At 70.6% G+C, this 22,938-nt stretch carries 18 protein-coding genes and 1 pseudogene; 6 read left to right on the forward strand and 13 right to left on the reverse strand.

Going from position 1 to position 22,938, the window contains the following annotated elements; genetic code table 11:
* From DY218_RS04910 to DY218_RS04920, 3 genes are all read right to left on the reverse strand, one after another.
* A partial coding sequence (locus tag DY218_RS04910; RefSeq protein ID WP_147336121.1) for a protein kinase occupies positions 1–936 on the reverse strand: 936 nt, incomplete at its 3' end.
* 220 nt (positions 937–1,156) lie between these two features.
* Positions 1,157–3,016: a serine/threonine-protein kinase gene (locus DY218_RS04915; RefSeq protein ID WP_128554673.1), complete on the reverse strand. Its 1,860-nt coding sequence runs from the start codon at positions 3,014–3,016 to the stop codon at positions 1,157–1,159.
* 293 nt (positions 3,017–3,309) lie between these two features.
* Complete coding sequence (locus DY218_RS04920; RefSeq protein ID WP_128554674.1) at positions 3,310–5,016, reverse strand: glycerol-3-phosphate dehydrogenase/oxidase; 1,707 nt, start codon at positions 5,014–5,016, stop codon at positions 3,310–3,312.
* Between the two features lie 284 nt (positions 5,017–5,300).
* Here DY218_RS04920 and DY218_RS04925 point away from each other — a divergent pair, with 284 nt between their 5' ends.
* Positions 5,301–6,560: a nucleotide sugar dehydrogenase gene (locus DY218_RS04925; RefSeq protein ID WP_128554675.1), complete on the forward strand. Its 1,260-nt coding sequence runs from the start codon at positions 5,301–5,303 to the stop codon at positions 6,558–6,560.
* A 94-nt stretch (positions 6,561–6,654) separates the two neighbouring features.
* Here the strand turns inward: DY218_RS04925 and DY218_RS04930 are convergent, their stop codons facing one another.
* The 4 genes from DY218_RS04930 to DY218_RS04945 all read right to left on the reverse strand — a co-directional run bounded on the left by DY218_RS04930 (position 6,655) and on the right by DY218_RS04945 (position 11,017).
* Positions 6,655–7,779, reverse strand: a complete 1,125-nt coding sequence (locus DY218_RS04930; protein WP_128554676.1) for a GuaB3 family IMP dehydrogenase-related protein — start codon at positions 7,777–7,779, stop codon at positions 6,655–6,657.
* A gap of 112 nt (positions 7,780–7,891) precedes the next feature.
* On the reverse strand, positions 7,892–9,394 hold the full coding sequence (guaB, locus tag DY218_RS04935) for an IMP dehydrogenase (RefSeq protein ID WP_128554677.1): 1,503 nt from the start codon (positions 9,392–9,394) through the stop codon (positions 7,892–7,894).
* A 167-nt stretch (positions 9,395–9,561) separates the two neighbouring features.
* Entirely contained in the window at positions 9,562–10,137 is a 576-nt protein-coding gene (locus DY218_RS04940; RefSeq protein ID WP_128554678.1) for a sigma-70 family RNA polymerase sigma factor, read from the reverse strand.
* Between the two features lie 268 nt (positions 10,138–10,405).
* Positions 10,406–11,017 (reverse strand): response regulator transcription factor, encoded by a 612-nt coding sequence (locus DY218_RS04945; protein WP_003948568.1) that lies wholly within the window; start codon positions 11,015–11,017, stop codon positions 10,406–10,408.
* 390 nt (positions 11,018–11,407) lie between these two features.
* On the opposite strand from DY218_RS04945, the gene DY218_RS04950 reads away from it, so the two are divergent.
* Positions 11,408–11,725: a WhiB family transcriptional regulator gene (locus tag DY218_RS04950; protein WP_128554679.1), complete on the forward strand. Its 318-nt coding sequence runs from the start codon at positions 11,408–11,410 to the stop codon at positions 11,723–11,725.
* Between the two features lie 52 nt (positions 11,726–11,777).
* Here the strand turns inward: DY218_RS04950 and DY218_RS04955 are convergent, their stop codons facing one another.
* Positions 11,778–12,713 (reverse strand): LysR family transcriptional regulator, encoded by a 936-nt coding sequence (locus DY218_RS04955; RefSeq protein WP_128554680.1) that lies wholly within the window; start codon positions 12,711–12,713, stop codon positions 11,778–11,780.
* 80 nt (positions 12,714–12,793) lie between these two features.
* On the opposite strand from DY218_RS04955, the gene DY218_RS04960 reads away from it, so the two are divergent.
* The 3 genes from DY218_RS04960 to DY218_RS04970 all read left to right on the forward strand — a co-directional run bounded on the left by DY218_RS04960 (position 12,794) and on the right by DY218_RS04970 (position 15,877).
* Positions 12,794–13,462: an MOSC domain-containing protein gene (locus DY218_RS04960; protein WP_128554681.1), complete on the forward strand. Its 669-nt coding sequence runs from the start codon at positions 12,794–12,796 to the stop codon at positions 13,460–13,462.
* 88 nt (positions 13,463–13,550) lie between these two features.
* Positions 13,551–15,083 carry a multicopper oxidase family protein gene (locus DY218_RS04965; RefSeq protein ID WP_128554682.1) on the forward strand — a complete coding sequence of 511 codons (1,533 nt, stop codon included), beginning with the start codon at positions 13,551–13,553 and terminating at the stop codon, positions 15,081–15,083.
* Between the two features lie 20 nt (positions 15,084–15,103).
* The gene (locus DY218_RS04970) at positions 15,104–15,877 is read left to right on the forward strand and encodes an SDR family NAD(P)-dependent oxidoreductase (protein WP_128554683.1); all 774 of its coding nucleotides are present in this window, start codon (positions 15,104–15,106) and stop codon (positions 15,875–15,877) included.
* A gap of 78 nt (positions 15,878–15,955) precedes the next feature.
* Here DY218_RS04970 and groL read toward each other — a convergent pair whose 3' ends face one another.
* The 4 genes from groL to DY218_RS34830 form a co-directional block, all read right to left on the reverse strand.
* The gene (groL, locus tag DY218_RS04975) at positions 15,956–17,581 is read right to left on the reverse strand and encodes a chaperonin GroEL (RefSeq protein ID WP_128554684.1); all 1,626 of its coding nucleotides are present in this window, start codon (positions 17,579–17,581) and stop codon (positions 15,956–15,958) included.
* A gap of 140 nt (positions 17,582–17,721) precedes the next feature.
* Entirely contained in the window at positions 17,722–18,030 is a 309-nt protein-coding gene (gene groES / locus DY218_RS04980) for a co-chaperone GroES (RefSeq protein ID WP_016434667.1), read from the reverse strand.
* Positions 18,031–18,397: 367 nt separating this feature from the next.
* Entirely contained in the window at positions 18,398–19,288 is an 891-nt protein-coding gene (locus tag DY218_RS04985; protein WP_233521368.1) for a polysaccharide deacetylase family protein, read from the reverse strand.
* Positions 19,289–19,307: 19 nt separating this feature from the next.
* Positions 19,308–20,315, reverse strand: coding sequence for a polysaccharide deacetylase family protein (locus DY218_RS34830; protein WP_233521369.1), 1,008 nt, complete (start codon positions 20,313–20,315; stop codon positions 19,308–19,310).
* Positions 20,316–20,405: 90 nt separating this feature from the next.
* Here DY218_RS34830 and DY218_RS34835 point away from each other — a divergent pair, with 90 nt between their 5' ends.
* Positions 20,406–21,575 carry a THUMP-like domain-containing protein gene (locus DY218_RS34835; RefSeq protein WP_407703556.1) on the forward strand — a complete coding sequence of 390 codons (1,170 nt, stop codon included), beginning with the start codon at positions 20,406–20,408 and terminating at the stop codon, positions 21,573–21,575.
* Between the two features lie 22 nt (positions 21,576–21,597).
* Here the strand turns inward: DY218_RS34835 and DY218_RS04995 are convergent.
* Positions 21,598–22,903 (reverse strand): annotated as a pseudogene (locus DY218_RS04995) (RNA polymerase sigma factor).
* Positions 22,904–22,938 lie beyond the last annotated feature (35 nt).

Below are 22,938 nucleotides of genomic sequence, written 5' to 3' on the forward strand. Positions count from 1 at the left end.
CCGGGCGCCCGCGCGATAGGCCGCGATCGCTCCGGCCCGCGCAGCCCGGGTGTCACCCGCCGGGAGAGCCGGACGCGCCCCGCCCCCGCCGCCGGACCGGGCCCCGCCGCCGGACCGGGCCCCGTCGAGGGCGGGCGCACCGACCGCCACCTGTCCGGAACTCCCGCCCGGATGACCGGAATTGAGCGCTTCATACGCACCTTCGCGCCCACCCGGCGCATGCGGCGCCGGAAGACCACCGCCCGAACCACTCCCGGGAGGACCACCACCCTGCTCACCACCCGGAGCGCGATCGGGCCCACCACCGCCGCCGCCCCCGTCGTCCTCCTCCGGAGGATCCGGCACCGGGTCGTACCCGCACAGCGCGTCCTCCGCCGCACCCGCGGCAAGGCCCGTCAGCATGATGCGGCCGTCGTCGCAGACCAGGACCGTACGCACCGTGATGTTCCGATGGACCCAGCCGTGTGCATGCAGGACGCGCAGGGCGGTGAGGACGTCCGAGGCGACCTCCGCCGCCCGATAAGGCGCCAACGGCCGCTCGGCCAGGAGCGCGGCGAGCGGCCTGGCGGCCACCACCTCGCTCACGATCCAGAGCGAACCACCCTCCGCGAAGACGTCGAAGACCTGGTCGAGCCGCGGATGGTCCGGAATCTGCGCGGCCGCCTGGGCGGCCTCGATGGCCCTTCGCACCGCGGGGTCGGTGGGCCTGCGCGTGGTCCGCCCCGAGGCCCGCCGGGGCGCCGGCACCGCCCCGGGCCCGCCGTCCTCGTCGAGCACCTCCGCCTCGACGACCTCCGGCAACGGCACCTGCCTGACGAGGACTTCCTGCCCGCTGTACGTGTCGAACGCGCGCGTCTCGGCGAACTCGTACTCATCGGAAGGCGGCAACGGCAGACGGTAACGGTCGGCAAGCACACGTCCCGCGTAGTCGTCCACATCGCCTCCCCGTCACCCTGCGCGGCGTCCGATGCTCCTGTCCGCGCACTTCTACCCGTCCCGTTGTGCGCCAAGTCCGATCGTTTCCCGCCAGATTGCGGTTGCGTAGGGTTCGCGCGGTCTCACGATACGTCACCACGTACATCTGTGCGGGTTATCCACAGGCTTCGGTTCAACGGGCAACGGGCGGCCGGGGATTCAGCCGGGGTCCGGCCGGGGCTCAGCCTTTCGGCTCGAAGGTGTCGAAGGCGACATCGCGCAGCTGGGAGCAGGATTTGTCGTCCCACTTGTCCGCGCCGCAGGTGATCATGATCGCGTAGGCGTGCGAATCATCCGTCACAAAGCCCCTGTTGAGTATCCGCGCCTTGACACCGCCGGACTCGGTACGGGTGAACTCCCAGTCGGCGACGGTCCGGTAGCCGCGCCAGTCGGAGGGCTTGAGCGAAAGCCGCTTGTAGTCCTTGGAGTTCCCCTTGACGGCCGGCTCCAGGGCCAGCCAGGCCGCCGCCGCGTTCTTGCCCGGAGAGTCACCGGCATCCACCTGGACCTTCGGATAACTCCCGGCGCCCGCTGCGTAGATCGCACCGCTGCCGGCGCCCGCCTCCCCGATCTGCTTCCAGCCCTCGGGCAGCGCGATGCTGAACTCGAACTTCGAGTTGGTGACCCGCTCGTAGCCGTCCGGCACCCCGCCGTCGGGGTCGTCGGCGTCCTTGCCTCCGTCGCCGTCACCCGCGTCGTCGTCCCCGGCCTGGTCGCCCTTGCCGCCGTCGGTGTCCTCCTTGGGCTTGTCGGCTCCCTTGTCGCCGTCCTTGCCCTGGCCCGCGTCCGCGGACTCCTGGGTGCCGCCGCCCTTGTTGTCACGGCTGCCGCCGTCCGAGTCGCCGCCGCTCAGGGCGATGGCGAGGACCGAACCGAGCACGACCAGCGCGGCGACGGCCGCCAGGATCACCATCCGGTGCTTGGCGAAGAGCCGACCGAGCGCCTCCCACTGGGCGTTCCGCGCCGCAGGCGCGGCACTCGGCGGCCCGGCAGGAGCGGAAGGTGTGGCCGCGACGCCGTCTCCCGCCGAAGCCGCAGCGGCGCCCGACGCCTCGCCCTTGCCCTTCTCCTCCGCCGCGGGCTCGGCGGCAGCCCCGGCCGAGCCCTTCGGCTTCTCCGTCGGCACAGGCGGCGCAGGCGGCAGCGGCATCGCCCGCGTCGCATCCGCCTTCGGCTCCGGCTTCTTCTCCTCGACCTCCGGAAGGTGAATCACGTCGTTGAGCAGCGCCCGGGCGCCGGCGTCGTCGAGACGCTGATCCGGGTCCTTGGCGAGCAGTCCGTAGATGACCTCTTCGAGCGGCCCCGCGTTCTTCGGCGGCTCGAGCGACTCCGTCATCACCGCGGTGAGGGTGGCGATCGCCGAGCCCTTGTCGTACGGCGGCACACCCTCGACCGAGGCGTAGAGGAGACCGCCGAGCGACCAGAGGTCCGCGGCGGGACCGGGCTTGTGCCCGCGCGCTCGCTCGGGGGAGATGTACGACGGGGCCCCGACCAGCATCCCGGTCGAGGTGATCGACGGGTCGCCCTCGACCTGGGCGATCCCGAAGTCGGTGAGCACGACCCGTCCGTCGTCCTCGGAGATCAGGACGTTGGACGGCTTCACGTCGCGGTGCAGAATGCCCTCGCGGTGCGCGGAACGCAGTACGTCGAGCACCGCGAGCCCCACCTCGGCGGCACGCCGGGGCGTCAACAGGCCGTCGTCCCGCGTCACCTCGGCGAGCGACTTGCCCTCGATCAGCTCCATGACGATCCACGGACGGTCGTCCTCGTCGACCACGTCGTAGACCGTCACCGCGCCGTTGTTCCTGATGCGGGCGATCGCCTTGGCCTCGCGCAGGGTGCGCGTGATCAGCCGGCGCTTCTCGTCCTCGTCGATCGCCGAGGGAAACCGCAGCTCCTTGACCGCGACCGTACGGCCGAGCGTCTCGTCGACTGCGCGCCAGACGGTGCCCATCCCGCCGCGACCGAGGACCTCACCCAGGCGGTACCGCCCGGCAAGGAGGCGCCCCGTGGTCTCCTTCGGCTGCTCAGCCTCCGACATGCGTCCCCTCTGCAATCAACCCGCCCTGGCAGAGCCTTCATTGTCCCTCATGCCAAGGGCCGGGGAAGCCCCGGGTCCACGGCGCAACGGTGCGCGTACGCAATGCGCCGCACCGCACCCGGCGACCTCGTCATATGCCACGGGACGCCCGTTCCGACCCGGTTCAGGCCGTGTCGCCGGCACCAACTCCCTCTGACCGCCGGCACCAACTCCCCTGACGGACAGCTCCGTTGGACAGCTCCTTGGACGCCCCCGGGGCAGCACAGAGCTACGACCCCACCGCTCCACCCCCATCAGCCCGGCGAAATCTCCGGAGCCCCGAGACGCGCCGCGTCCGCCGTCAGATCGTCGGGCTGCAGCTGCGATTCACGCTCGGCCTCCACCCGCTTCTCGTAGTGCGCGATCTCCCGCTCGACCTGGTCCTTGTCCCAGTCGAGCACCGGCGCCATCAGCTCGGCGACCTCCCGGGCGCTGCGCGTGCCCCGGTCGAAGGTCTCGATCGAGATCCTGGTGCGCCGCGTCAGGACGTCGTCCAGGTGCCGGGCGCCCTCGTGCGAGGCCGCGTAGACCACCTCCGCGCGCAGATAGTCGTCCGCGCCCGGCAGCGGCTCGGCCAGCGAGGGATCCGCCGCGATCAGCTCGAGCACCTCCTCGGCGAGCGATCCGTACCTGTTCAACAGGTGCTCGACGCGGACCACATGGAGCCCGGTACGCGCCGCGATACGCGCCCTGGCGTTCCACAGCGCCCGATAGCCCTCGGCACCCACCAGCGGGATGTCCTCGGTGACACAGTCGGCGACGCGCTGATCGAGTCCGTGCACCGCCTCGTCCACCGCGTCCTTCGCCATCACCCGGTACGTCGTGTACTTGCCGCCCGCCACGACCACCAAACCCGGCACCGGATGGGCCACCGTGTGCTCCCGGGACAGCTTGCTGGTGGCGTCCGACTCACCGGCGAGCAGCGGGCGCAGGCCCGCATAGACCCCCTGCACGTCGTCCCGGGTGAGCGGCACCGCGAGCACCGAATTGACGTGCTCCAGAAGGTAGTCGATGTCCGCGCTGGACGCGGCCGGGTGTGCCTTGTCGAGGTCCCAGTCCGTGTCGGTGGTCCCGATGATCCAGTGCCTGCCCCACGGGATGACGAAGAGCACGCTCTTCTCGGTACGCAGGATCAGACCCGTCGTCGAGTTGATCCGGTCCTTCGGTACGACCAGGTGGATGCCCTTGGACGATCGGACGTGGAACTGCCCCCGCTCCCCGACCATCGCCTGGGTGTCATCGGTCCACACCCCCGTCGCGTTCACGACCTGGCGGGCCCTGATCTCGTACTCACCACCGCCCTCGAGGTCCTGGACCCGGGCGCCGACCACCCGCTCGCCCTCGCGCAGAAAGCCCGTCACCCGCGCGCGGTTGGCCACCTTCGCCCCGTACGCCGCGGCCGTGCGCACCAGGGTGGCGACATAGCGGGCGTCGTCCATCTGGGCGTCGTAGTACTGCAGGGCGCCGACCAGTGCGTCCTTCTGCAGGCAGGGCGCGACCCGCAGGGCGTGACGGCGCGACAGATGCCGGTGCATCGGCAGACCCCGGCCGTGGCCGCGGGACATCGACATCGTGTCGTAGAGCGCGACGCCCGATCCCGCGTAGAGCCGCTCCCAGCCCTTGCCCTTCAGCGGATAGAGGAACGGCACCGGCTTCACCAGATGCGGGGCGATGCGCTCCAGGAGCAGCCCGCGCTCCTTGAGGGCCTCGCGCACCAGCGCGAAGTCGAGCATCTCCAGATACCGCAGCCCGCCGTGGATCAGCTTGCTCGACCGGCTGGAGGTGCCGGACGCCCAGTCCCTCGCCTCGACCAGGCCGGTGGACAGGCCGCGGGTCACCGCATCGAGCGCGGTGCCCGCGCCGACCACTCCGGCGCCGACCACCAGCACGTCCAGTTCCCGCTCGGCCAGGCCGGCGAGTGCTTCGGCGCGCTCTGCAGGGCCCAGTGTCGCTGTCCTCACGGCTGCCTCCCGTTGTGATTCGGGTGTGCTCGGTTGTCATTCGGGTGCGCTCGGTCGATTCTGGGTGTGCTCGGGCTCACGTCACCCATGCCCCGATTCTGTCCGCGTGCACGGACATCGGCCACCTCCACCCCTCAGCCTGTGGACAACACACGGTGAACTACGGCCGCACAATGCCGGAAATCGGTCATATTTACTCCTAACCTGACATTGCGCTCGTCCACCTTGTCCACAGGACTTGCGCACTCCTCCCGCTCCGGCTACAGGGAAGGACGGCTCACTCCATGCCCGCAGATCTCGCCGTCATCGGACTCGGTCATCTCGGCCTGCCACTGGCCCAGGCCGCCGTGGCGGCCGGCATCGACACCCTCGCCTACGACCCGCGGCACACCGCCGACCTCGCCGCCGGACGGCTGCCCGCGGACGAGGGCGCCCTGACCGCCGCCGACCTGCGCCGCATGCTCGCGAACGGCTTCCGCCCCACCACGAACGCCGCCGAACTGGGCCGCGTCCGCACCGCCGTGATCTGCGCCCCGAGCCCGCTCGGCCCGGACCGCTCCCCCGACCTCTCCCACGTCACCGAGGCCGCCCGCGCCCTCGCCGCCCGGCTGCGCCCGCACACCACCGTGATCCTCGAATCGCCGGTACCGCCCGGCACCACCGAGGACCTGCTGCGCCCCCTCCTGGAGAAGGGCTCCGGGCTGCGTGCCGGACGCGACTTCCACCTCGCGTACTCCCCCGGCCGCCTCGACCCGGGCAGCCGTACGCACCACCACACCAACACCCCGAAGGTCATCGGCGGCATCACCCCGGCCTGCACGGAATCCGCCGCCGCCTTCTACGGCCGGCTCTCCGACAAGGTGGTACGCGCGCGTGGACCACGAGAAGCGGAGACCGTACAGCTCCTGGAAACCAACTACCGGCACGTCAACATCGCCCTGGTCAACGAAATGGCCGTGCTCTGCCACGACTTGGGCGTCGACCTGTGGGACGTGATCCGCTGCGCCGAGACCAAGCCCTTCGGCTTCCAGGCCTTCCGCCCCGGCCCCGGAGTGGGCGGCCACGGCGTCCCGCTCGACCCCACCTACCTGCCCCACCCCACCCGCACCCCGGGCCATCCGCTGCGCATGGTCGGCCTGGCGCAGGAGATCAACGACCGCATGCCGAGCTACGTCATCCAGCGCGCCGCCACCCTGCTCAACGAGCACGGCAAGTCCGCCCGGGCCGCCCGCGTACTGCTCCTCGGCGTCACCTACAAGCCCGACCTCGCCTGCCAGGAGGGCGCCCCCGCACACGAGATCGCCACCCGCCTGATGGATCTCGGCGCCGCGATCAGCTACCACGACCCGTACGTCCCGCACTGGCGCGTACTCGGCCGCCCCGTCCCCCGCGCCGACTCCCTCTACGAGGCCGCGGCCGAGGCCGACCTGACGATCCTCCTGCAGTCCCACCGCACCTACGACCTGCAGGGCCTCGCGGTGAAGGCCCAGCTCCTCCTGGACACCCGCGGCGCCACCCCCGTCGGCGCCGCCCACCGACTCTGAGGCGTACCGGAGCCGTACACACGACGGCAGGGGCCGCACCGCGACGAAGCGGTACGGCCCCTGCCGTGTGCCGGGAACGCGCCCGGCGGAAGGCTCAGCGGCTGTGCTGCGAGTCGGCCACCGTGACCTCGACCCGCTGGAACTCCTTGAGTTCGCTGTATCCGGTGGTCGCCATCGAACGACGCAGCGCACCGAAGAAGTTCATCGACCCGTCCGGAGTGTGCGAGGGACCGGTGAGGATCTCCTCGGTGCTGCCGACGGTGCCCAGGTGCACCTTCTTGCCGCGCGGCACGTCCTCGTGGACGGCCTCCATGCCCCAGTGGTGGCCCTGCCCGGGCGCGTCCGTGGCACGGGCGAGCGGGGAGCCCATCATCACCGAGTCGGCGCCGCAGGCGATCGCCTTCGGCAGGTCGCCGGACCAGCCCACGCCGCCGTCGGCGATGACGTGCACATAGCGGCCGCCCGACTCGTCCATGTAGTCGCGCCGGGCGGCGGCCACATCGGCCACGGCCGTCGCCATCGGGACCTGGATGCCCAGGACGTTGCGCGTGGTGTGCGCGGCGCCGCCGCCGAAGCCGACGAGCACACCGGCCGCGCCGGTCCGCATCAGGTGCAGCGCCGCGGTGTACGTGGCGCAGCCACCGACGATGACTGGGACGTCCAGCTCGTAGATGAACTGCTTGAGGTTCAGCGGCTCGGCCGCGCCCGAGACGTGCTCGGCGGAGACCGTGGTGCCGCGGATGACGAAGATGTCGACGCCCGCGTCCACGACGGCCTTGGAGAACTGGGCGGTGCGCTGCGGCGAGAGCGCGGCCGCGGTGACCACGCCCGAGTCACGCACCTCCTTGATGCGCTGCCCGATCAGCTCCTCCTGGATGGGCGCCTCGTAGATCTCCTGCAGCCGGCGGTTCGCGGTCTCCGGGTCGAGCTCCGCGATCTCGTCGAGCAGCGGCTGCGGGTCCTCGTACCGGGTCCACAAGCCCTCGAGGTTGAGCACGCCGAGGCCGCCGAGCTCGCCGATCCGGATGGCGGTCGCCGGGGAGACCACCGAGTCCATCGGGGCCGCCAGGAAGGGCAGTTCGAAACGGTAGGCGTCGATCTGCCAGGCGATCGAGACCTCCTTCGGGTCCCGCGTGCGCCGGCTGGGGACGATGGCGATGTCGTCGAAGGCGTACGCCCTGCGGCCGCGCTTGCCGCGCCCGATCTCGATCTCAGTCACGTTGAGTGGCCTTTCCGTGCTTCCGTCCTGCGTCTTCCAGTATCCCCGACGCGCACGACGAGGCCCGCGGGCACAGTACCCGCGGGCCTCGTCAGGTGCGTCCGCCGCCCGTCTAGCGTCCGGCGTAGTTCGGTGCCTCGACGGTCATCGAGATGTCGTGCGGGTGGCTCTCCTTGAGACCCGCGGACGTGATGCGTACGAAGCGTCCCTTGGCCTTCAGCTCCGGGATGTCGGCCGAGCCCACGTACCCCATGGAGGCCCGCAGACCGCCGATCAGCTGGTGCGCCACCGAGGACAGCGGACCGCGGTAGGGCACCTGGCCCTCGATGCCCTCGGGCACCAGCTTGTCCTCGGAGAGCACATTGTCCTGGAAGTAGCGGTCCTTGGAGTACGAGCGGGCCTGCCCACGCGACTGCATCGCGCCGAGCGAACCCATGCCCCGGTACGACTTGAACTGCTTGCCGTTGATGAACACCATCTCGCCCGGCGACTCCTCGCAGCCCGCGAGCAGCGAGCCGAGCATCACGGTGTCCGCGCCGGCCGCGATGGCCTTCGCGATGTCTCCCGAGTACTGCAGTCCGCCGTCACCGATCAGCGGGACGCCCGCCGCGTGACAGGCCTGCGCGGCCTCGTAGATCGCGGTGACCTGCGGGACACCGATGCCGGCGACCACGCGGGTGGTGCAGATCGAGCCGGGCCCGACACCGACCTTCACTCCGTCGACGCCCGCGTCGATGAGGGCCTGGGCGCCCTCACGCGTCGCGACGTTCCCGCCCACGATGTCGATGTCGATGTGCGTCTTGAGCTTGGCGATCATCTCGAGGATGCCGCGGCTGTGGCCGTGCGCACTGTCCACCACGAGGAAGTCCGCGCCGGCCTCGACGAGCGCCTGCGCCCGGTCGAACGACTCGTCACCGACACCGACCGCGGCACCGACGACGAGCCGGCCCTCGGCGTCCTTCGCGGCATTCGGATACTTCTCGGCCTTGACGAAGTCCTTGACGGTGATGAGGCCGCGCAGCACGCCCGCGTCGTCGACCAGCGGAAGCTTCTCGATCTTGTGGCGGCGCAGCAGCTCCATGGCGTCCTCGCCGGAGATGCCGACCTTTCCGGTGACCAGCGGCATCGGCGTCATGACCTCGCGGACCTGGCGCGATCGGTCGTTCTCGAAAGCCATGTCGCGATTGGTGACGATGCCGAGCAGCTTGCCCGTCGGGTCGGTGACCGGCACGCCGCTGATACGGAACTTCGCACAGAGGTCGTCGGCCTCGCGCAGGGTGGCGTCGGGCGAGACCGTGATCGGGTCGCTGACCATGCCGGACTCGGAGCGCTTGACGAGGTCGACCTGGTTCGCCTGGTCCTCGATCGAGCTGTTGCGGTGGAGTACGCCCGCACCGCCCTGCCGTGCCATGGCGATCGCCATACGGGCCTCGGTGACCTTGTCCATCGCCGCGGAGAGCAGCGGGATGTTCACCCGGACGTTGCGCGACACCCGGGAACCGGTGTCGACCTTGTTCGGCAGCACCTCGGAGGCGCCCGGCAGCAGCAGGACGTCGTCGTATGTCAGCCCGAGCATCGCGAATTTCTCGGGCGCTCCGTCGACGTGGTCACTCATGACACCTTCCCCAATGCTCTTGCCAGGCGCGGACCACCATGCTAACGGGCCGCGGAGGTACTTCATTCCACGATCGCACCGACCGCTCGCCCGATCTTCGTCGTGCGTTCCTACGACGGCGCTTCCCCGGCCACGACCGGGCCCCGGCCCGATCCGAAGGACGCGCCCTACTGCTCGGCGAGCGCCCGCAGCCGGCTGAGTGCGCGGTGCTGGGCGACCCGGACGGCGCCGGGCGACATCCCGAGCATCTGGCCGGTCTCCTCCGCGGTCAGGCCCACGGCGATCCGCAGCAGCAGCAGTTCGCGCTGATTCTGCGGGAGGTTGGCGAGGAGCTTCTTGGCCCAGGCGGCGTCGCTGCTGAGCAGCGCCTGCTCCTCGGGGCCGAGCGAGTCGTCGGGCCGCTCCGGCATCTCGTCGGACGGCACTGCGGTGGATCCGGGGTGCCGCATCGCGGCCCGCTGCAGATCGGCGACCTTGTGCCCGGCGATGGCGAAGACGAACGCTTCGAAGGGGCGCCCGGTGTCCTTGTAACGCGGCAGTGCGAGGAGTACGGCGACACAGACCTCCTGCGCCAGGTCCTCGACGAAGTGCCGTGCGTCACCCGGGAGTCGGGACAGTCGCGTACGGCAGTAGCGCAGTGCGAGAGGGTGGACGTGAGCCAGGAGATCGTGCGTGGCCTGCTTGTCGCCGTCGACGGCACGGTGCACCAGATCACTGATCACCGTCGTCCCGTCGTCCCGCATCGGTCCATGGTGCCTCGGGGACTGCCGATCCGCGGCACCGCGTCCGAAGTTGTGCATGGAAGCGTTATGAGCAGGCGCGCCGGAAGTCATCTCCTGCGCCCTCCCCTCCCGCTCGGCCGAATCGTCCCCGAGGAACTCCACACCTCAAGGATGCGGCATCTCGCGGGAAACAACATAAGCCGCTGCACGGAACAGCTCGCAGCGGCATCGGCCACCCCGCCCGCACGGCGGCGGGCGGGGACACTCGCACCCCCGCGGACAGGCACCTTCAGCGCACCAGACCCCACCGGAAGCCGAGCGCGACCGCGTGCGCACGGTCCGATGCGCCGAGCTTCTTGAACAGCCGGCGCGCATGCGTCTTGACGGTGTCCTCGGAGAGGAAGAGCTCGCGCCCGATCTCCGCGTTCGACCGGCCGTGGCTCATGCCCTCGAGCACCTGGATCTCGCGCGCGGTGAGCGTGGGAGCGGCGCCCATCTCGGCGGAGCGGAGCCGGCGCGGGGCGAGCCGCCACGTCGGGTCGGCGAGCGCCTGCGTCACGGTCGCCCGCAGCTCGGCACGCGAGGCGTCCTTGTGCAGATAGCCGCGGGCACCGGCGGCGACCGCGAGCGCGACGCCGTCCAGATCCTCGGCGACCGTGAGCATGATGATCCGCGCGCCGGGGTCGGCCGACAGGAGCCGGCGCACCGTCTCCACGCCCCCGAGTCCGGGCATGCGTACGTCCATCAGAATCAGGTCCGAGCGGTCGGCGCCCCAGCGGCGGAGGACTTCCTCGCCGTTGGCCGCTGTCGTCACGCGCTCGACGCCGGGCACGGTCGCGACCGCGCGGCGGAGCGCCTCTCGGGCGAGCGGGGAGTCGTCGCAGACGAGGACGGAAGTCATGATTGGCGTCCTCCGCGGCTCTCACAGCTGCTGCGCGTCACCTTGAGCCTCCAGGCTGGGTACGAATCGTCACCTGTGCGGTTGACGCTCTCGGACATCTGCCCGAGCGCTTGGGTTTTCAACCGCCTCGCACTCTCAACGATGGTCACCCGAAAGGGTTACGGGTGGGGGCGCCCCCTTCGGCACTCTACGTAAGGGCGTGAATACACCAGAGAGTCCGCAGGTCATCGCGACGCCGCCGAGCAGTGTGCCCCATTCAGGCTGGATTTCTTCCCTTTTAGTGGTGTCTGAGGCTAGATTCGCAATGAGTCATATTTACATCTCCTACGACAGTAGATGTACCGTCGTGGGCACCGTAACCGCCTCAGAACGGCTGCAAGGGGACACGCAATGGCAGACTTCTCCCGCCTTCCCGGACCGAACGCTGATCTGTGGGACTGGCAGCTCCTGGCCGCGTGCCGAGGAGTCGACAGCTCGCTGTTCTTCCACCCGGAGGGCGAGCGGGGAGCGGCACGAAGCGCCCGTGAGAACTCGGCCAAAGAGGTCTGCATGAGGTGCCCGGTGCGCGCCGAGTGCGCCGCCCACGCCTTGGCGGTGCGCGAGCCGTACGGGGTGTGGGGCGGCCTGACCGAGGACGAGCGCGAGGAGCTGATGGGCCGGGCGCGCAACCGGCTTGTGACCGCCGCGACCACGGCAGCACGCTCCTGAAGGAACGTTTCTTCGAAACCGCGCCCGCGTACCCCCGCGAAGACGCGGGGGATCAGTGCGCGGCAGCCGTGGCCAGCTCGTCGAGCGTCGCGGCGACGGCCGGGACCTGGGCGAGATCCGGCAGCGTGAGCGCGACGATCTCCCGCCGTACAGCCGGTTCGACCGTCACGGTCCGCACCCCGCGGGCCCGCACCGAGGCCAGCGCGAGCTCGGGCAGTACGGCGACACCGAGGCCCGCGGCGACCAGGCCGACCACCGCCGGATAGTCGTCCGTCGCGAAGTCGATGCGCGGCGCGAAGCCGGCGCTCTCGCACACCTCGACCAACTGCCGCCGGCAGCGCGGACATCCGGCGATCCACGGCTCGTCCGCGAACTCGGCGATCCCGACGGATTCCGCATCCGCGAGCCGGTGCCCCTCGGGGACCACGCCGACCAATCGGTCCGCCTGCACGGGGCGTACGACCAGATCGCTCCAGTCGTCCGCCGGGCGGGACACCGGCCGTTCCGCTTCAGTTGGCGCCCCGCGCCAGCCCTCCTCGTAGCGGAAGGCCAGGGCCACATCGCAGTCGCCCTCGCGGAGCATCTCCACCGAGCGCGGCGGCTCGGACTCCACCAGGGAGACCCGGGTGCCGGGATGGGCCGCGCGCAGTGCGGCGAGCGCGCCGGGCACCAGGGTCGAGCTGCCGCTCGGGAAGGAGACCAGACGCACCCGACCGGCCCGCAGGCCGGCGATCGCGGCGACTTCCTCCTCCGCCGCGGTGAGTCCCGCGATGATCCCCGCGGCATGCCTGACCAGTGCTTCTCCTGCCTGGGTCAGACGCATCTCGCGTCCGGAGCGGATCAGCAGCGGGGTACCGGCCGACTGCTCGAGCGCCTTCATCTGCTGGCTCACCGCGGGCTGCGTACAGCCCAGTTCACGCGCTGCCGCGGAGAAGGAACCGGTGGCGGCGACGGCGCGCAGGACGCGGAGGTGACGGGCCTCGATCATTCCTCGAGCATAAGGGAGTCTTGGAGAAAGCGGAGATTATTGCGTTGCGACTTTGGAATGGGCCGAATTAGCGTGGTGCCATGAGGCTTCTCTCCGTGAATCTCGGCCGGGCCGAGTCCGTCACGTACTCCGATGCACCGTCCGGCACCAGCGGCATCGACAAGCGTCCCGTGGAGGGTCCGGTACGGATCGCCGAGCCGGGGCCGAAGGGCGTGGGCGCCAGCGGCGTCGCGGGGGACGCCGTCTGCGACACCCGGCACCACGGCGGGACCGATCAGGCCGTGTACGCGTACGCCCGCGAGGATCTGGACTTCTGGGAGCGTGAGCTCGGCCGGGAGCTGGGGAACGGCAGCTTCGGGGAGAATCTGACCACGTCCGGCCTCGATGTGAACGGCGCCCGGATCGGCGAGCGCTGGCGGATCGGCCCCGATCTGGTGCTCGAAGTGTCCAGCAGCCGCATCCCCTGCCGTACGTTCGCGGAGTGGCTCGGTGAACAGGGCTGGGTCAAGCGGTTCACCGAGCGGGCCGCGCCCGGCGCCTATCTCCGGGTCGTGGAGCCGGGTGAGGTCAGGCCCGGCGATCCGATCGAGATCGTGCGCACGCCGGATCACGAGGTGACGGTGTCCTTCCAGTTCAGGGCCCATACGACGGAGCGCACGCTGCTGCCGCGGCTGCTCGCCGCCGGTGATGCGCTGGGGCAGGAGGACGTGGCGACGGTCGCGAAGTACACGGCGGGGCTCAGGGGTTGAGGCCACCCTCCCCTTAAGGGGCGGCACCGGGTTGGCTCAGGGCAGTTCCCGATACTGCCCGGGGCGGGCCGCGACCACGCTGGTTGCCATGGCGAAGACTGGTGGCAGACGCAGGTGGAAGCGGATACTGATCGTCACGGCGACGGTGGTCGGCGTGTTCGTGGCGTTGCTCGGGGGCGGTTTCGCGTGGCTGTGGACCACCGCCGATGTCAGCACCGTGGGCAAGGTGGACTTCAGCAATCGACTGGCCGTCCCGCCGCTCGCGAAGTCGACGGTGGACAAGGACGGCACACGGGTCTTCGACCTGCGCATGCAGTCGGGCCACAAGGAGTTCAACAAGGGCCGGCGGACGCCGACCTGGGGATTCAACGGCGACTATCTGGGCCCGACGCTGCGCGCCGAGCGCGGCGAGAAGGTCAAGGTCCGGATCGCGAACCGCCTGAAGGAAGCCTCCACCGTGCACTGGCACGGCATGCACCTGCCGGCCCGCATGGACGGCGGACCGCACCAGATGGTCGAGCCTGGCGACACCTGGTCGCCGCGGTGGAAGATCGACCAGCCGGCGTCCACTCTCTGGTACCACCCGCATCCGCACGGGGCGACCGAGAAGCACGTCCAGCGCGGACTCGCCGGCATGTTCCTGGTCGATGACAAGCCGTCGTCCGGTCTCGAGCTGCCGAAGAAGTACGGGGTCGACGATGTGCCGGTGATCGTGCAGGACGTGAAGTTCGACGGCGCGGACTTCGACCACGGGCACGGATTCATGCAGAGCACCGGCTTCCTGGGCGACCGCACGATGGTCAACGGCACCATGAAGCCCTACCAGGAGGTCGGTGACGAACTCGTCCGACTGCGGCTGCTCAACGCCTCGACCGCCCGGATCTACGACTTCGGCCTCTCCGACGACCGCGAGTTCGCCCTCGTCGGCACGGACGGCGGGCTGCTCGAGTCGCCGGCCCGGATGAACCGCATCCAGCTCTCCCCGGGCGAACGGGCCGAGATCGTCGTACGGATGAAGCCCGGCGAGAAGACCGTGCTGCGCAGCTACTCGCACGACACCTACGGCGACGCCTGGCAGCAGCGCTTCAGCGGCGGCGACGACTCCTTCGACATCCTCCAGCTGCGCGCCGCGGACAAGCTCCGCCCCAGCCCTGAAATACCGGGAGAGCTCGGCGAGTTGGAGGTGCCACACGGCAAGGACTCGGCCCGGGAGCGGTTCTTCGAGCTGCGCACGAGCGGGATCAACGGCCGGGCGATGGACATGAGCCGTGTCGACGAGACCGTCACCCGCGGCACCACCGAGACCTGGACCGTGCGCAACGAGGACGGGGTCCCGCACAACTTCCATGTGCACGATGTGCAGTTCAGGGTGCTCGAGGTGAACGGCAGGCGCCCGCCGGCCGAGCTGCGCGGCGCCAAGGACACGGTGTTCGTGCCCGGCGGGACCACGGTCAAGCTGGCGATGCGCTTCGACGGGCCGGCGGATCCGGACACTCCGTACATGTACCACTGCCATCTCCTCTTCCATGAAGACGGCGGGATGATGGGGCAGTTCGTGGTCGTCGACAAGGGCGACAAGGCCGGACGGCCGCCTGCGGGGCACGGTCACGGCGACCACTGACCGGTCATTAACCTGACCCCATGACAACCGCTCTGATTACGGGCTCGACCGCTGGGATCGGTGCCGCCTTCGGTCGCCGGCTCGCCGCCGACGGGCACAACCTCGTCCTGGTCGCACGCGATGTCGACCGACTGCGCGAGCAGGCCACCGAGTTGCACGACCGGCACGGCATCGAGGCCGAGGTGCTCGCGGCCGACCTGGCCACCGAGGAGGGCATCAGCGCGGTCGAGGCGCGCCTCGCCGACCGTAAGCACCCGGTCGACCTGCTGGTGAACAACGCCGGGTTCGGCAACAAGGGCCGCTATCTCGACGTCCCGATGGCCGACGAGCTGCGGATGCTGAAGGTGCACTGCGAGGCGGTGCTCCGGCTGACCTCGGCCGCAGCGGACGCCATGCGGGAGCGGGGGCGCGGCGGCGTGGTCAACGTCGCGTCGACGGCGGCCTTCGTGCCCCGGGGTACGTACGGCGCGTCCAAGGCCTGGGTCGTGCAGTTCACCCAGGGCGCGGCGAACGACCTGGCGGGGGCCGGCGTACGGCTGATGGCGCTGTGCCCGGGGTTCGTGCGCACCGAGTTCCACGAGCGGGCCGGTATGGGGACCGACAACATCCCCAAGTGGATGTGGCTGGACGCGGACAAGCTGGTGTCGGCCGCGCTCGCCGACCTGGAGCGGGGCAAGTCGCTGTCGATCCCGGACCCGCGGTACAAGGCGATGATGGGCGCGGTGAAGTTCGTACCGCGGGGGCTGCTGGGCGGTGTCACCTCGCGTACGGGGCGGAAGTACGGGCCGCAGTAGGGCACTTGGGCGCTGTTGGCGTACGCACGAAGGCCCGGCCTCCCCGAAGGGAAGCCGGGCCTCGACGACGCGGAGGCGTCAGTGGCTGTGACCGTGGCCGTGGCCCGCGGCGGCCTCTTCCTCCTCGGCCGGCTTCTCGACGACCAGGGTCTCGGTCGTGAGCAGCAGGGAAGCGATGGAGGCGGCGTTCTCCAGGGCGGAGCGGGTGACCTTGACCGGGTCGATGACGCCGGACTTCACCAGGTCGCCGTACTCGCCGGTGGCCGCGTTGTAACCGCTGCCCTTCTCCAGCTCGGCGACCTTGGAGACGATGACGTAGCCCTCAAGGCCGGCATTCTCCGCGATCCAGCGCAGCGGCTCGACGGCGGCGCGGCGGACGACGGCGACACCGGTGGCCTCGTCGCCCTCCTTCTGCAGGGAGCCCTCGAGCACCTTGGCGGCGTGCACCAGGGCGGAGCCACCACCGGAGACGATGCCCTCCTCGACCGCGGCGCGGGTCGCGGAGATGGCGTCCTCCAGACGGTGCTTCTTCTCCTTGAGCTCCACCTCGGTGGCGGCACCGACGCGGATCACGCAGACACCGCCGGCCAGCTTCGCGAGGCGCTCCTGGAGCTTCTCGCGGTCCCAGTCGGAGTCGGTGGTCTCGATCTCGGCCTTGATCTGGTTGACCCGGCCGGCGACCTCGTCCGAGCTGCCGCCACCGTCGACGATGGTGGTGTCGTCCTTGGTGATGGTGACGCGGCGGGCGGTGCCGAGCACGTCCAGACCGGCCTGGTCGAGCTTGAGGCCGACCTCCTCGGCGATGACGGTGGCACCGGTGAGGGTGGCCATGTCGCCGAGCATCGCCTTGCGGCGGTCGCCGAAGCCGGGGGCCTTGACGGCCACCGCGTTGAACGTGCCGCGGATCTTGTTCACGACCAGGGTCGACAGGGCCTCGCCCTCGACGTCCTCGGCGATGATCAGGAGCGGCTTGGAGCCACCGGCCTGGATGACCTTCTCGAGCAGCGGGAGCATGTCCTGGATCGAGGAGATCTTGCCCTGGTGGATCAGGATGTACGGGTCGTCGAGGACGGCCTCCATACGCTCCTGGTCGGTCACCATGTACGGCGACAGGTAGCCCTTGTCGAAGGCCATGCCCTCGGTGAAGTCGAGCTCGAGACCGAAGGTGTTGGACTCCTCGACGGTGATGACACCGTCCTTGCCGACCTTGTCCATCGCCTCGGCGATGAGCTCGCCGACCTGCTGGTCCTGCGCGGAGAGCGCGGCCACGGCGGCGATGTCGGACTTCGAGTCGATGGGACGCGCGGTGGCGAGCAGGTCGTCGGAGACGGCCTTGACCGCGGCGTCGATGCCCTTCTTCAGGGCGGCCGGGGAGGCACCCGCGGCCACGTTGCGCAGGCCCTCGCGGACGAGTGCCTGGGCGAGCACGGTTGCGGTGGTGGTGCCGTCACCCGCGATGTCGTTGGTCTTGGTCGCCACCTCCTTCACCAGCTGGGCGCCCAGGTTCTCGTACGGGTCCTCGATCTCGACCTCGCGCGCGATGGTGACGCCGTCGTTGGTGATGGTGGGGGCGCCGAACTTCTTGTCGATGACGACGTTGCGGCCGCGGGGGCCGATCGTCACCTTCACGGTGTCGGCCAGGTTGTTGACGCCGCGCTCGAGGGCGCGACGGGCGTCCTCGTCGAACTTCAGGATCTTCGCCATGGAGCTGTCTCAAGTCCTCTCAAAAAGAGCTGCGCCCCTGTCCGCCCGGCAATTTCTTGATTCGCGGGGGCCAGGGGCGCAGTGCAAAACTTCGGGAGCGGCTGCTCCCTGATCGGGAGCTGCTTGGCCCCCCAGGTGAATTACTTCTCGACGATCGCGAGGACGTCGCGAGCCGAGAGGACGAGGTACTCCTCGCCGTTGTACTTCACCTCGGTGCCGCCGTACTTGCTGTACAGCACGATGTCGCCGGTCTTGACGTCGAGCGGCAGGCGCTCGCCGTTCTCGAAGCGGCCCGGGCCCACGGCGAGGACGACGCCCTCCTGGGGCTTCTCCTTCGCAGTGTCCGGGATGACCAGGCCAGAGGCCGTGGTCTGCTCGGCGTCGAGCGGCTGGACCACGATGCGGTCCTCGAGCGGCTTGATGGCAACCTTGGAGCTGGCGGTCGTCACGATCCGACCTCCCCCTTCGGAGATCTCACGGGGTTAACTGTCTGAGGTGGCGACCAGGTGGATCCGTCGTCGCGGGTGCCGGACCTGCCCGTCGCTGTGTTGGCACTCTCCTTCGGGGAGTGCCAGGGTTGAGACTATGACCGGGATTAGCACTCGGTCAAGCGGAGTGCCAATTCGCTGCGCTCTGCCGGTGGATTCGGTGTTGCGTGGGGTGGGGGTTCTGTTTACTGCCACCGGCCCTGGCGGGCCTTGTCCTCAAACGCCGGACGGGCTGGATTGCCCTGGACAGGCCGTGTCCTCGGACGCCGGACAGGCTGGAATTGCCCTGGACAGGCCGTGTCCTCGGACGCCGGACAGGCTGGGTTGCCTACAGGTAGTCCTCCAGGCGGGCCACCGTATAGCCCTGGGACTGGATGTGGCGGAGCATGCGGGTGGTCATCTCGGTGAGGGACGTGCCGTGGAGTTCGTCGGGGCCGCGGAAGTGGGCCAGGATGATGTCGCCGGGGCGCAGGCCGTCGCCCTCCGCGTACCGCAGGTCGTTGATCTGCATCGATGCCCGCCAGGTGACCAGGGAACGGATGCCGCATTCGGCGGCGGCGCGCAGGGTGTCCGCGTTGTACTCGCCGTACGGCGGGCGGAAGAGGGTCGGGCGGATCCCGAAGCGCTGCTGGAGCTTGTCCTGCTGGCCGCAGATCTCCCAGCGCTGCCCCGCATACGAGAGTCCCGGCAGGTACGGGTGGTCCAGGGTGTGGTTCTGCACCGTGGCGCCGACCGCGCGCAGCCGCCCGAAGTGGGCGTAGCCGGGTCCCGCGACGCTGTCGGTGAGGAACATGCTCACGGGGAGCCGCAGTTCGCGCACCATGCGGACGAAGCGTGGGTCGCGCTCGGCGCCGTCATCGAAGGTAAGGAAGACGACCTTGTCCTTGGTGGGGACGCGGTCGACGACCTGTGGCAGGCCCCCGTGCGCGCCGGGCCGGCTGCCGTGTTCCGCACGGGCGGGCGGTTTCGGGGGCGGAGCCAGCGGCTCGGTCAGGCCCCAGCGGCGGTGGGCGGCGGCGGAGGCGAGCTGCTCGCCCCGTGCGTCCTGGCGGTCCGCGCTTTCCGACGAGTGGGCCTCCCTGTGGTGGGCCGTTTCGCCGGCCTTGTGTGCCGCCTTGCGGCCGAGCCGTTCGATGGGGTCGACGGACTCGGCGCATCCGGTCAGGACGAGCGCACCGGCCGCGAGCACTCCGGCCAGCAGCCGGTACGCGCGCGTCACCGCAGGTCTCCGGCGCGGCTCACAGATAGTCCTCGAGGCGGGCGATGGAGTAGCCCTTGTCGGTGACCGTCTTCAGGAGGTTGCGGATCATCGCGGGCATGCCGCCCTGCCACTCCTCCTTGCCGCGGAAGTGGGTGAGGATGATGTCGCCCGGGTGCAGGTCGCGGTCCCATTCGCGCCAGTCCATGCGCTTGTCGAAGGCCTCGGCGTTCCAGAGCGGGACGGACGTGATGCCGCAGGACTTGGCGGCGCGCAGGGTGTCCTGGTTGTAGTTGCCGAACGGCGGGCGGAACAGCGTCGGGCGTTTGCCGTACTGCTTCTCGATGATGTCCTGCATTCCGCAGATCTCCCGCTTCTGCTGCTCGTACGAGAGGCCGGGCAGATAGCGGTGGTTGAGGGTGTGGTTGTTCAGGACGACTCCGCGGTCCTGCATCTTCCTGAAGTAGCCGTAGTCGTCCTTGATCTCGTCGTTGGTGAGGAACGCGGTGTACGGGATCTTCAGTTCGCTCATCATCCTGAGGAACTGCGGGTCCTTCTCGGCGCCGTCGTCGATCGTCAGGAAGACGACCTTGTCCTTGGTGGGGACCGTCGTATAGACGGGCGGGAAGTTCTTCTGGTCGTCGACCTCGAAGCCCTTGCGGGTGGTGAGCGTGGGCTTCTTCGCCGGGGGCTCGGGGGCCTGCAGGGGCGGCTTGGCGATGCCCCAGCGCTTGGCCGCGGCGACTCGGGCGGCCTGGGCTGCGACCCGTTGCTTCGCCTTGGCGGCGGCGCGGTCGGCGGCCTGCTGGCCGGGGGCGGGCGGAGCGGCCTTCTTCTCGGTGTCGCCGCTCGCGCAGCCGGCCGCGAGGGCAGCTGCCGCGATCACGGCGGCGAGCGCCTTGACGGGCAGGGTCCGACGGTGGGCGCCGGTGCGGGGCCGTCGGTTGAGGTTGAGGGTGCGGGTACGAGTACAGGTGCGGATGCGGGTACGGGAGCCGGTCGGCTCCCCTTTTCCACCGCTTTCTTCGTTTTGTCGTACAAGCTGCATGGCGTCGGATCCTGTCAGTGGCGCCCTCCGGGCCCGGGCCGACACCGCCGCCCGCACTGCACGATCCACCGACTGGCCGACAATGAGCGGGTGAACGACCTCGACTCCTTCGCCGCCCTGCTCACCGACGAGGGCGCCGGACTCCTCGCCGAGCTGCGCGACCACGCCGCCGCGGACGAGCTCGCCCTCGCCACCCGGCTGCGCCGCGACCATCCCGCCGAGCTCGTCTCGGCCGCGCTCGGGCAGGCCCGGCTCCGCCAGCGCGCAGCGGCGAAGTTCGGCGCCGAGGACGCGGCACGGATGTACTTCACGCCGAACGGCGTGGAGCAGGCGACCCGTACGACGGTGGCGGAGCACCGCGCCCGGCGCTTCGCGGAGCTGGGCACCGGCTCCGTCGCGGACCTCTGCTGCGGGATCGGCGGGGACGCGATCGCGCTCGCCCGGGCCGGGATCCGGGTACTTGCCGTCGACCGCGACCCGTTGACCTGCGCGGTGGCACAGGCCAACGCGGAGGCGCTCGGGCTCGCCGAGCTGATCGAGGTGCGCTGCGACGACGTCACCGCCGTGGACACCGGCGCCTGGGACGCGGTCTTCGTGGACCCCGCCCGGCGCGGCGGACGCGGCCGCATCTTCGACCCCGAGGCGTACTCGCCCCCGCTGTCCTGGGCGATCGACGCGGCCCGCCGCGCCCGCTGCGCCGCGCTGAAGATCGCGCCCGGAGTGCCGCACGAGCTGGTGCCGGCGGAGGCCGAGGCGGAGTGGATCTCGGACGGCGGCGAGGTGAAGGAGGCGGTCTTCTGGTTCGGCACCACACCGGGCGCGGTGCGGGCCACGCTGCTGCCGTCCGGCGACGCCTTGGCCGGCACCGGCCTGCCGAACCCTCCCGTACGGCCCGTCGGGCGCTATCTCTACGAGCCGGGCGGCGCCGTGGTCCGTGCGCACCTGGTCGCCGAGGTCGCCGCGTCGGTCGGCGGCGGCCTGATCGACCCGATGATCGCGTACGTCACATCCGACGCTCTCCACGCGACACCGTTCGCGACCGCCTACGAGATCACCGACCAGCTGCCGTTCAACGTCAAGCGGCTGAAGGCCCTGCTCAGGGAGCGTGCGGTCGGTGTGCTCACCGTCAAGAAGCGCGGGTCGCCGATGGAGCCGGAGGAGCTGCGGCGGCGGATGAAGCTCAAGGGGCCGAACGCGGCGACGGTGTTCCTGACCCGGGTCGAGGACGCGCCGACGATGCTGGTCGGCCGGCCGGTCTGAGGCACCGTGGCGGCGGGGGCGCTCAGGTCTGCCGCCCCGCTCCCGGATCACCCGATCCGGCGGCCCGGGAGAGCAGCAGTTGACGCTCCCGCTCATTGCGGGTGAGGGAGGCGGCGCGGGTGAACTCCGCGCGGGCCTCCTCGTGGCGGCCGAGCCGGCCGAGCAGATCGCCGCGCACGCTGGGCAGCAAGTGGTAGTCCGCGAGGGCGGGTTCGGCGTTCAGAGCGTCGACGAGGGCGAGGGCCTGTTCGGGTCCGTACGCGTGGCAGACGGCGACCGCGCGGTTGAGCTCGACGACGGGGGACGGGGCGCGGGCCGCGAGGACTTCGTAGAGCGTCGCGATCCGCGACCAGTCGGTGTCCTCGTAGTCGGCGGCGCGGGCGTGGCAGGCGGCGACGGCTGCCTGCAGCGCGTACGGCCCGGGAGTGCCGCCCGACAGGGACTCGGCCCGGGTGAGGGCCTCGAAGCCGCGCCGCACGAGCAGGCCGTTCCAGCGGGAGCGCCGCTGGTCGGCGAGGAGCACCCGGCTCCCCCGACGGGCCGGTGCGGGCGGCCGAACGGGACTGCTGCAGTTCGAGCAGCGCGGCGAGCCCGTGCACCTCGCTCTCCTCGGGCATCAGCCCGCTCAGCACCCTGGCCAGGCGCAGCGCCTCCTCGCAGAGCGCCGGCCGTTGCAGATCGTCCCCGGCGGTGGCGGCGTACCCCTCGTTGAAGATCAGGTAGATGACCTCGAGGACGGAACCGAGGCGGGCCTCGCGGTCCGGGCCGCTCGGCACCTCGTACGGGACGGACCGCTCGGCGAGGGTGCGCTTGGCGCGGACGATGCGCTGGGCGACTGCCGACTCGGAGGTGAGCAGGGCACGGGCGATCTCCCGGGTGCCGAGCCCGCCGAGCAGCCGCAGCGTCAGGGCGATCCGGGCGCGGGCGGGAAGCACCGGGTGGCAGGCGGTGAAGACGAGCCGCAGCAGGTCGTCGTCGATCGCGTCCGGGTCGGTGTCCGCGGGGTCGGGGGCGGTCGCCGGTGAGGTCTCCAAGTCGCGGCCGAGCTCCCGGAGTTTGCGGGCGTAGGTCTCGTGGCGGCGTACGAGGTCGACTGCGCGGCGTTTGGCGACGGCCGTCAGCCAGGCGCCCGGGTTGTCCGGTACGCCGGACCGCGGCCACTGTTCGAGGGCGGCCACCAGGGCGTCCTGGGCCAGCTCCTCGGCGAGGCCGACGTCGCCGACGAGGCGGGTGACGCGGGCGATGATGCGCGGGGACTCGATCCGGAAGACCGCTTCGACGGCGCGGTCCGGGGCTTGCTGCGCGGGAGCGGTACGAGGTGCCGTCACGGCCACCCATCCCAGCACCGCGGGGCGGCGCGGGC

Source organism: Streptomyces triticagri (assembly GCF_003429565.1).
In the GTDB taxonomy this organism is placed as follows: Bacteria; Actinomycetota; Actinomycetes; order Streptomycetales; family Streptomycetaceae; genus Streptomyces; species Streptomyces triticagri.

Coding starts and splice junctions, on each gene's coding strand:
- groL (WP_128554684.1), bottom strand. CDS start 17,581: ATGGCGAAGATCCTGAAGTTCGACGAGGACGCCCGTCGCGCCCTCGAG.
- DY218_RS04940 (WP_128554678.1), bottom strand. CDS start 10,137: ATGCGGGACGACGGGACGACGGTGATCAGTGATCTGGTGCACCGTGCC.
- DY218_RS04925 (WP_128554675.1), top strand. CDS start 5,301: ATGCCCGCAGATCTCGCCGTCATCGGACTCGGTCATCTCGGCCTGCCA.
- DY218_RS04955 (WP_128554680.1), bottom strand. CDS start 12,713: ATGATCGAGGCCCGTCACCTCCGCGTCCTGCGCGCCGTCGCCGCCACC.
- DY218_RS04945 (WP_003948568.1), bottom strand. CDS start 11,017: ATGACTTCCGTCCTCGTCTGCGACGACTCCCCGCTCGCCCGAGAGGCG.
- DY218_RS04970 (WP_128554683.1), top strand. CDS start 15,104: ATGACAACCGCTCTGATTACGGGCTCGACCGCTGGGATCGGTGCCGCC.
- DY218_RS04950 (WP_128554679.1), top strand. CDS start 11,408: ATGGCAGACTTCTCCCGCCTTCCCGGACCGAACGCTGATCTGTGGGAC.
- DY218_RS34830 (WP_233521369.1), bottom strand. CDS start 20,315: ATGCAGCTTGTACGACAAAACGAAGAAAGCGGTGGAAAAGGGGAGCCG.
- DY218_RS04915 (WP_128554673.1), bottom strand. CDS start 3,016: ATGTCGGAGGCTGAGCAGCCGAAGGAGACCACGGGGCGCCTCCTTGCC.
- DY218_RS04960 (WP_128554681.1), top strand. CDS start 12,794: ATGAGGCTTCTCTCCGTGAATCTCGGCCGGGCCGAGTCCGTCACGTAC.
- DY218_RS04965 (WP_128554682.1), top strand. CDS start 13,551: ATGGCGAAGACTGGTGGCAGACGCAGGTGGAAGCGGATACTGATCGTC.
- guaB (WP_128554677.1), bottom strand. CDS start 9,394: ATGAGTGACCACGTCGACGGAGCGCCCGAGAAATTCGCGATGCTCGGG.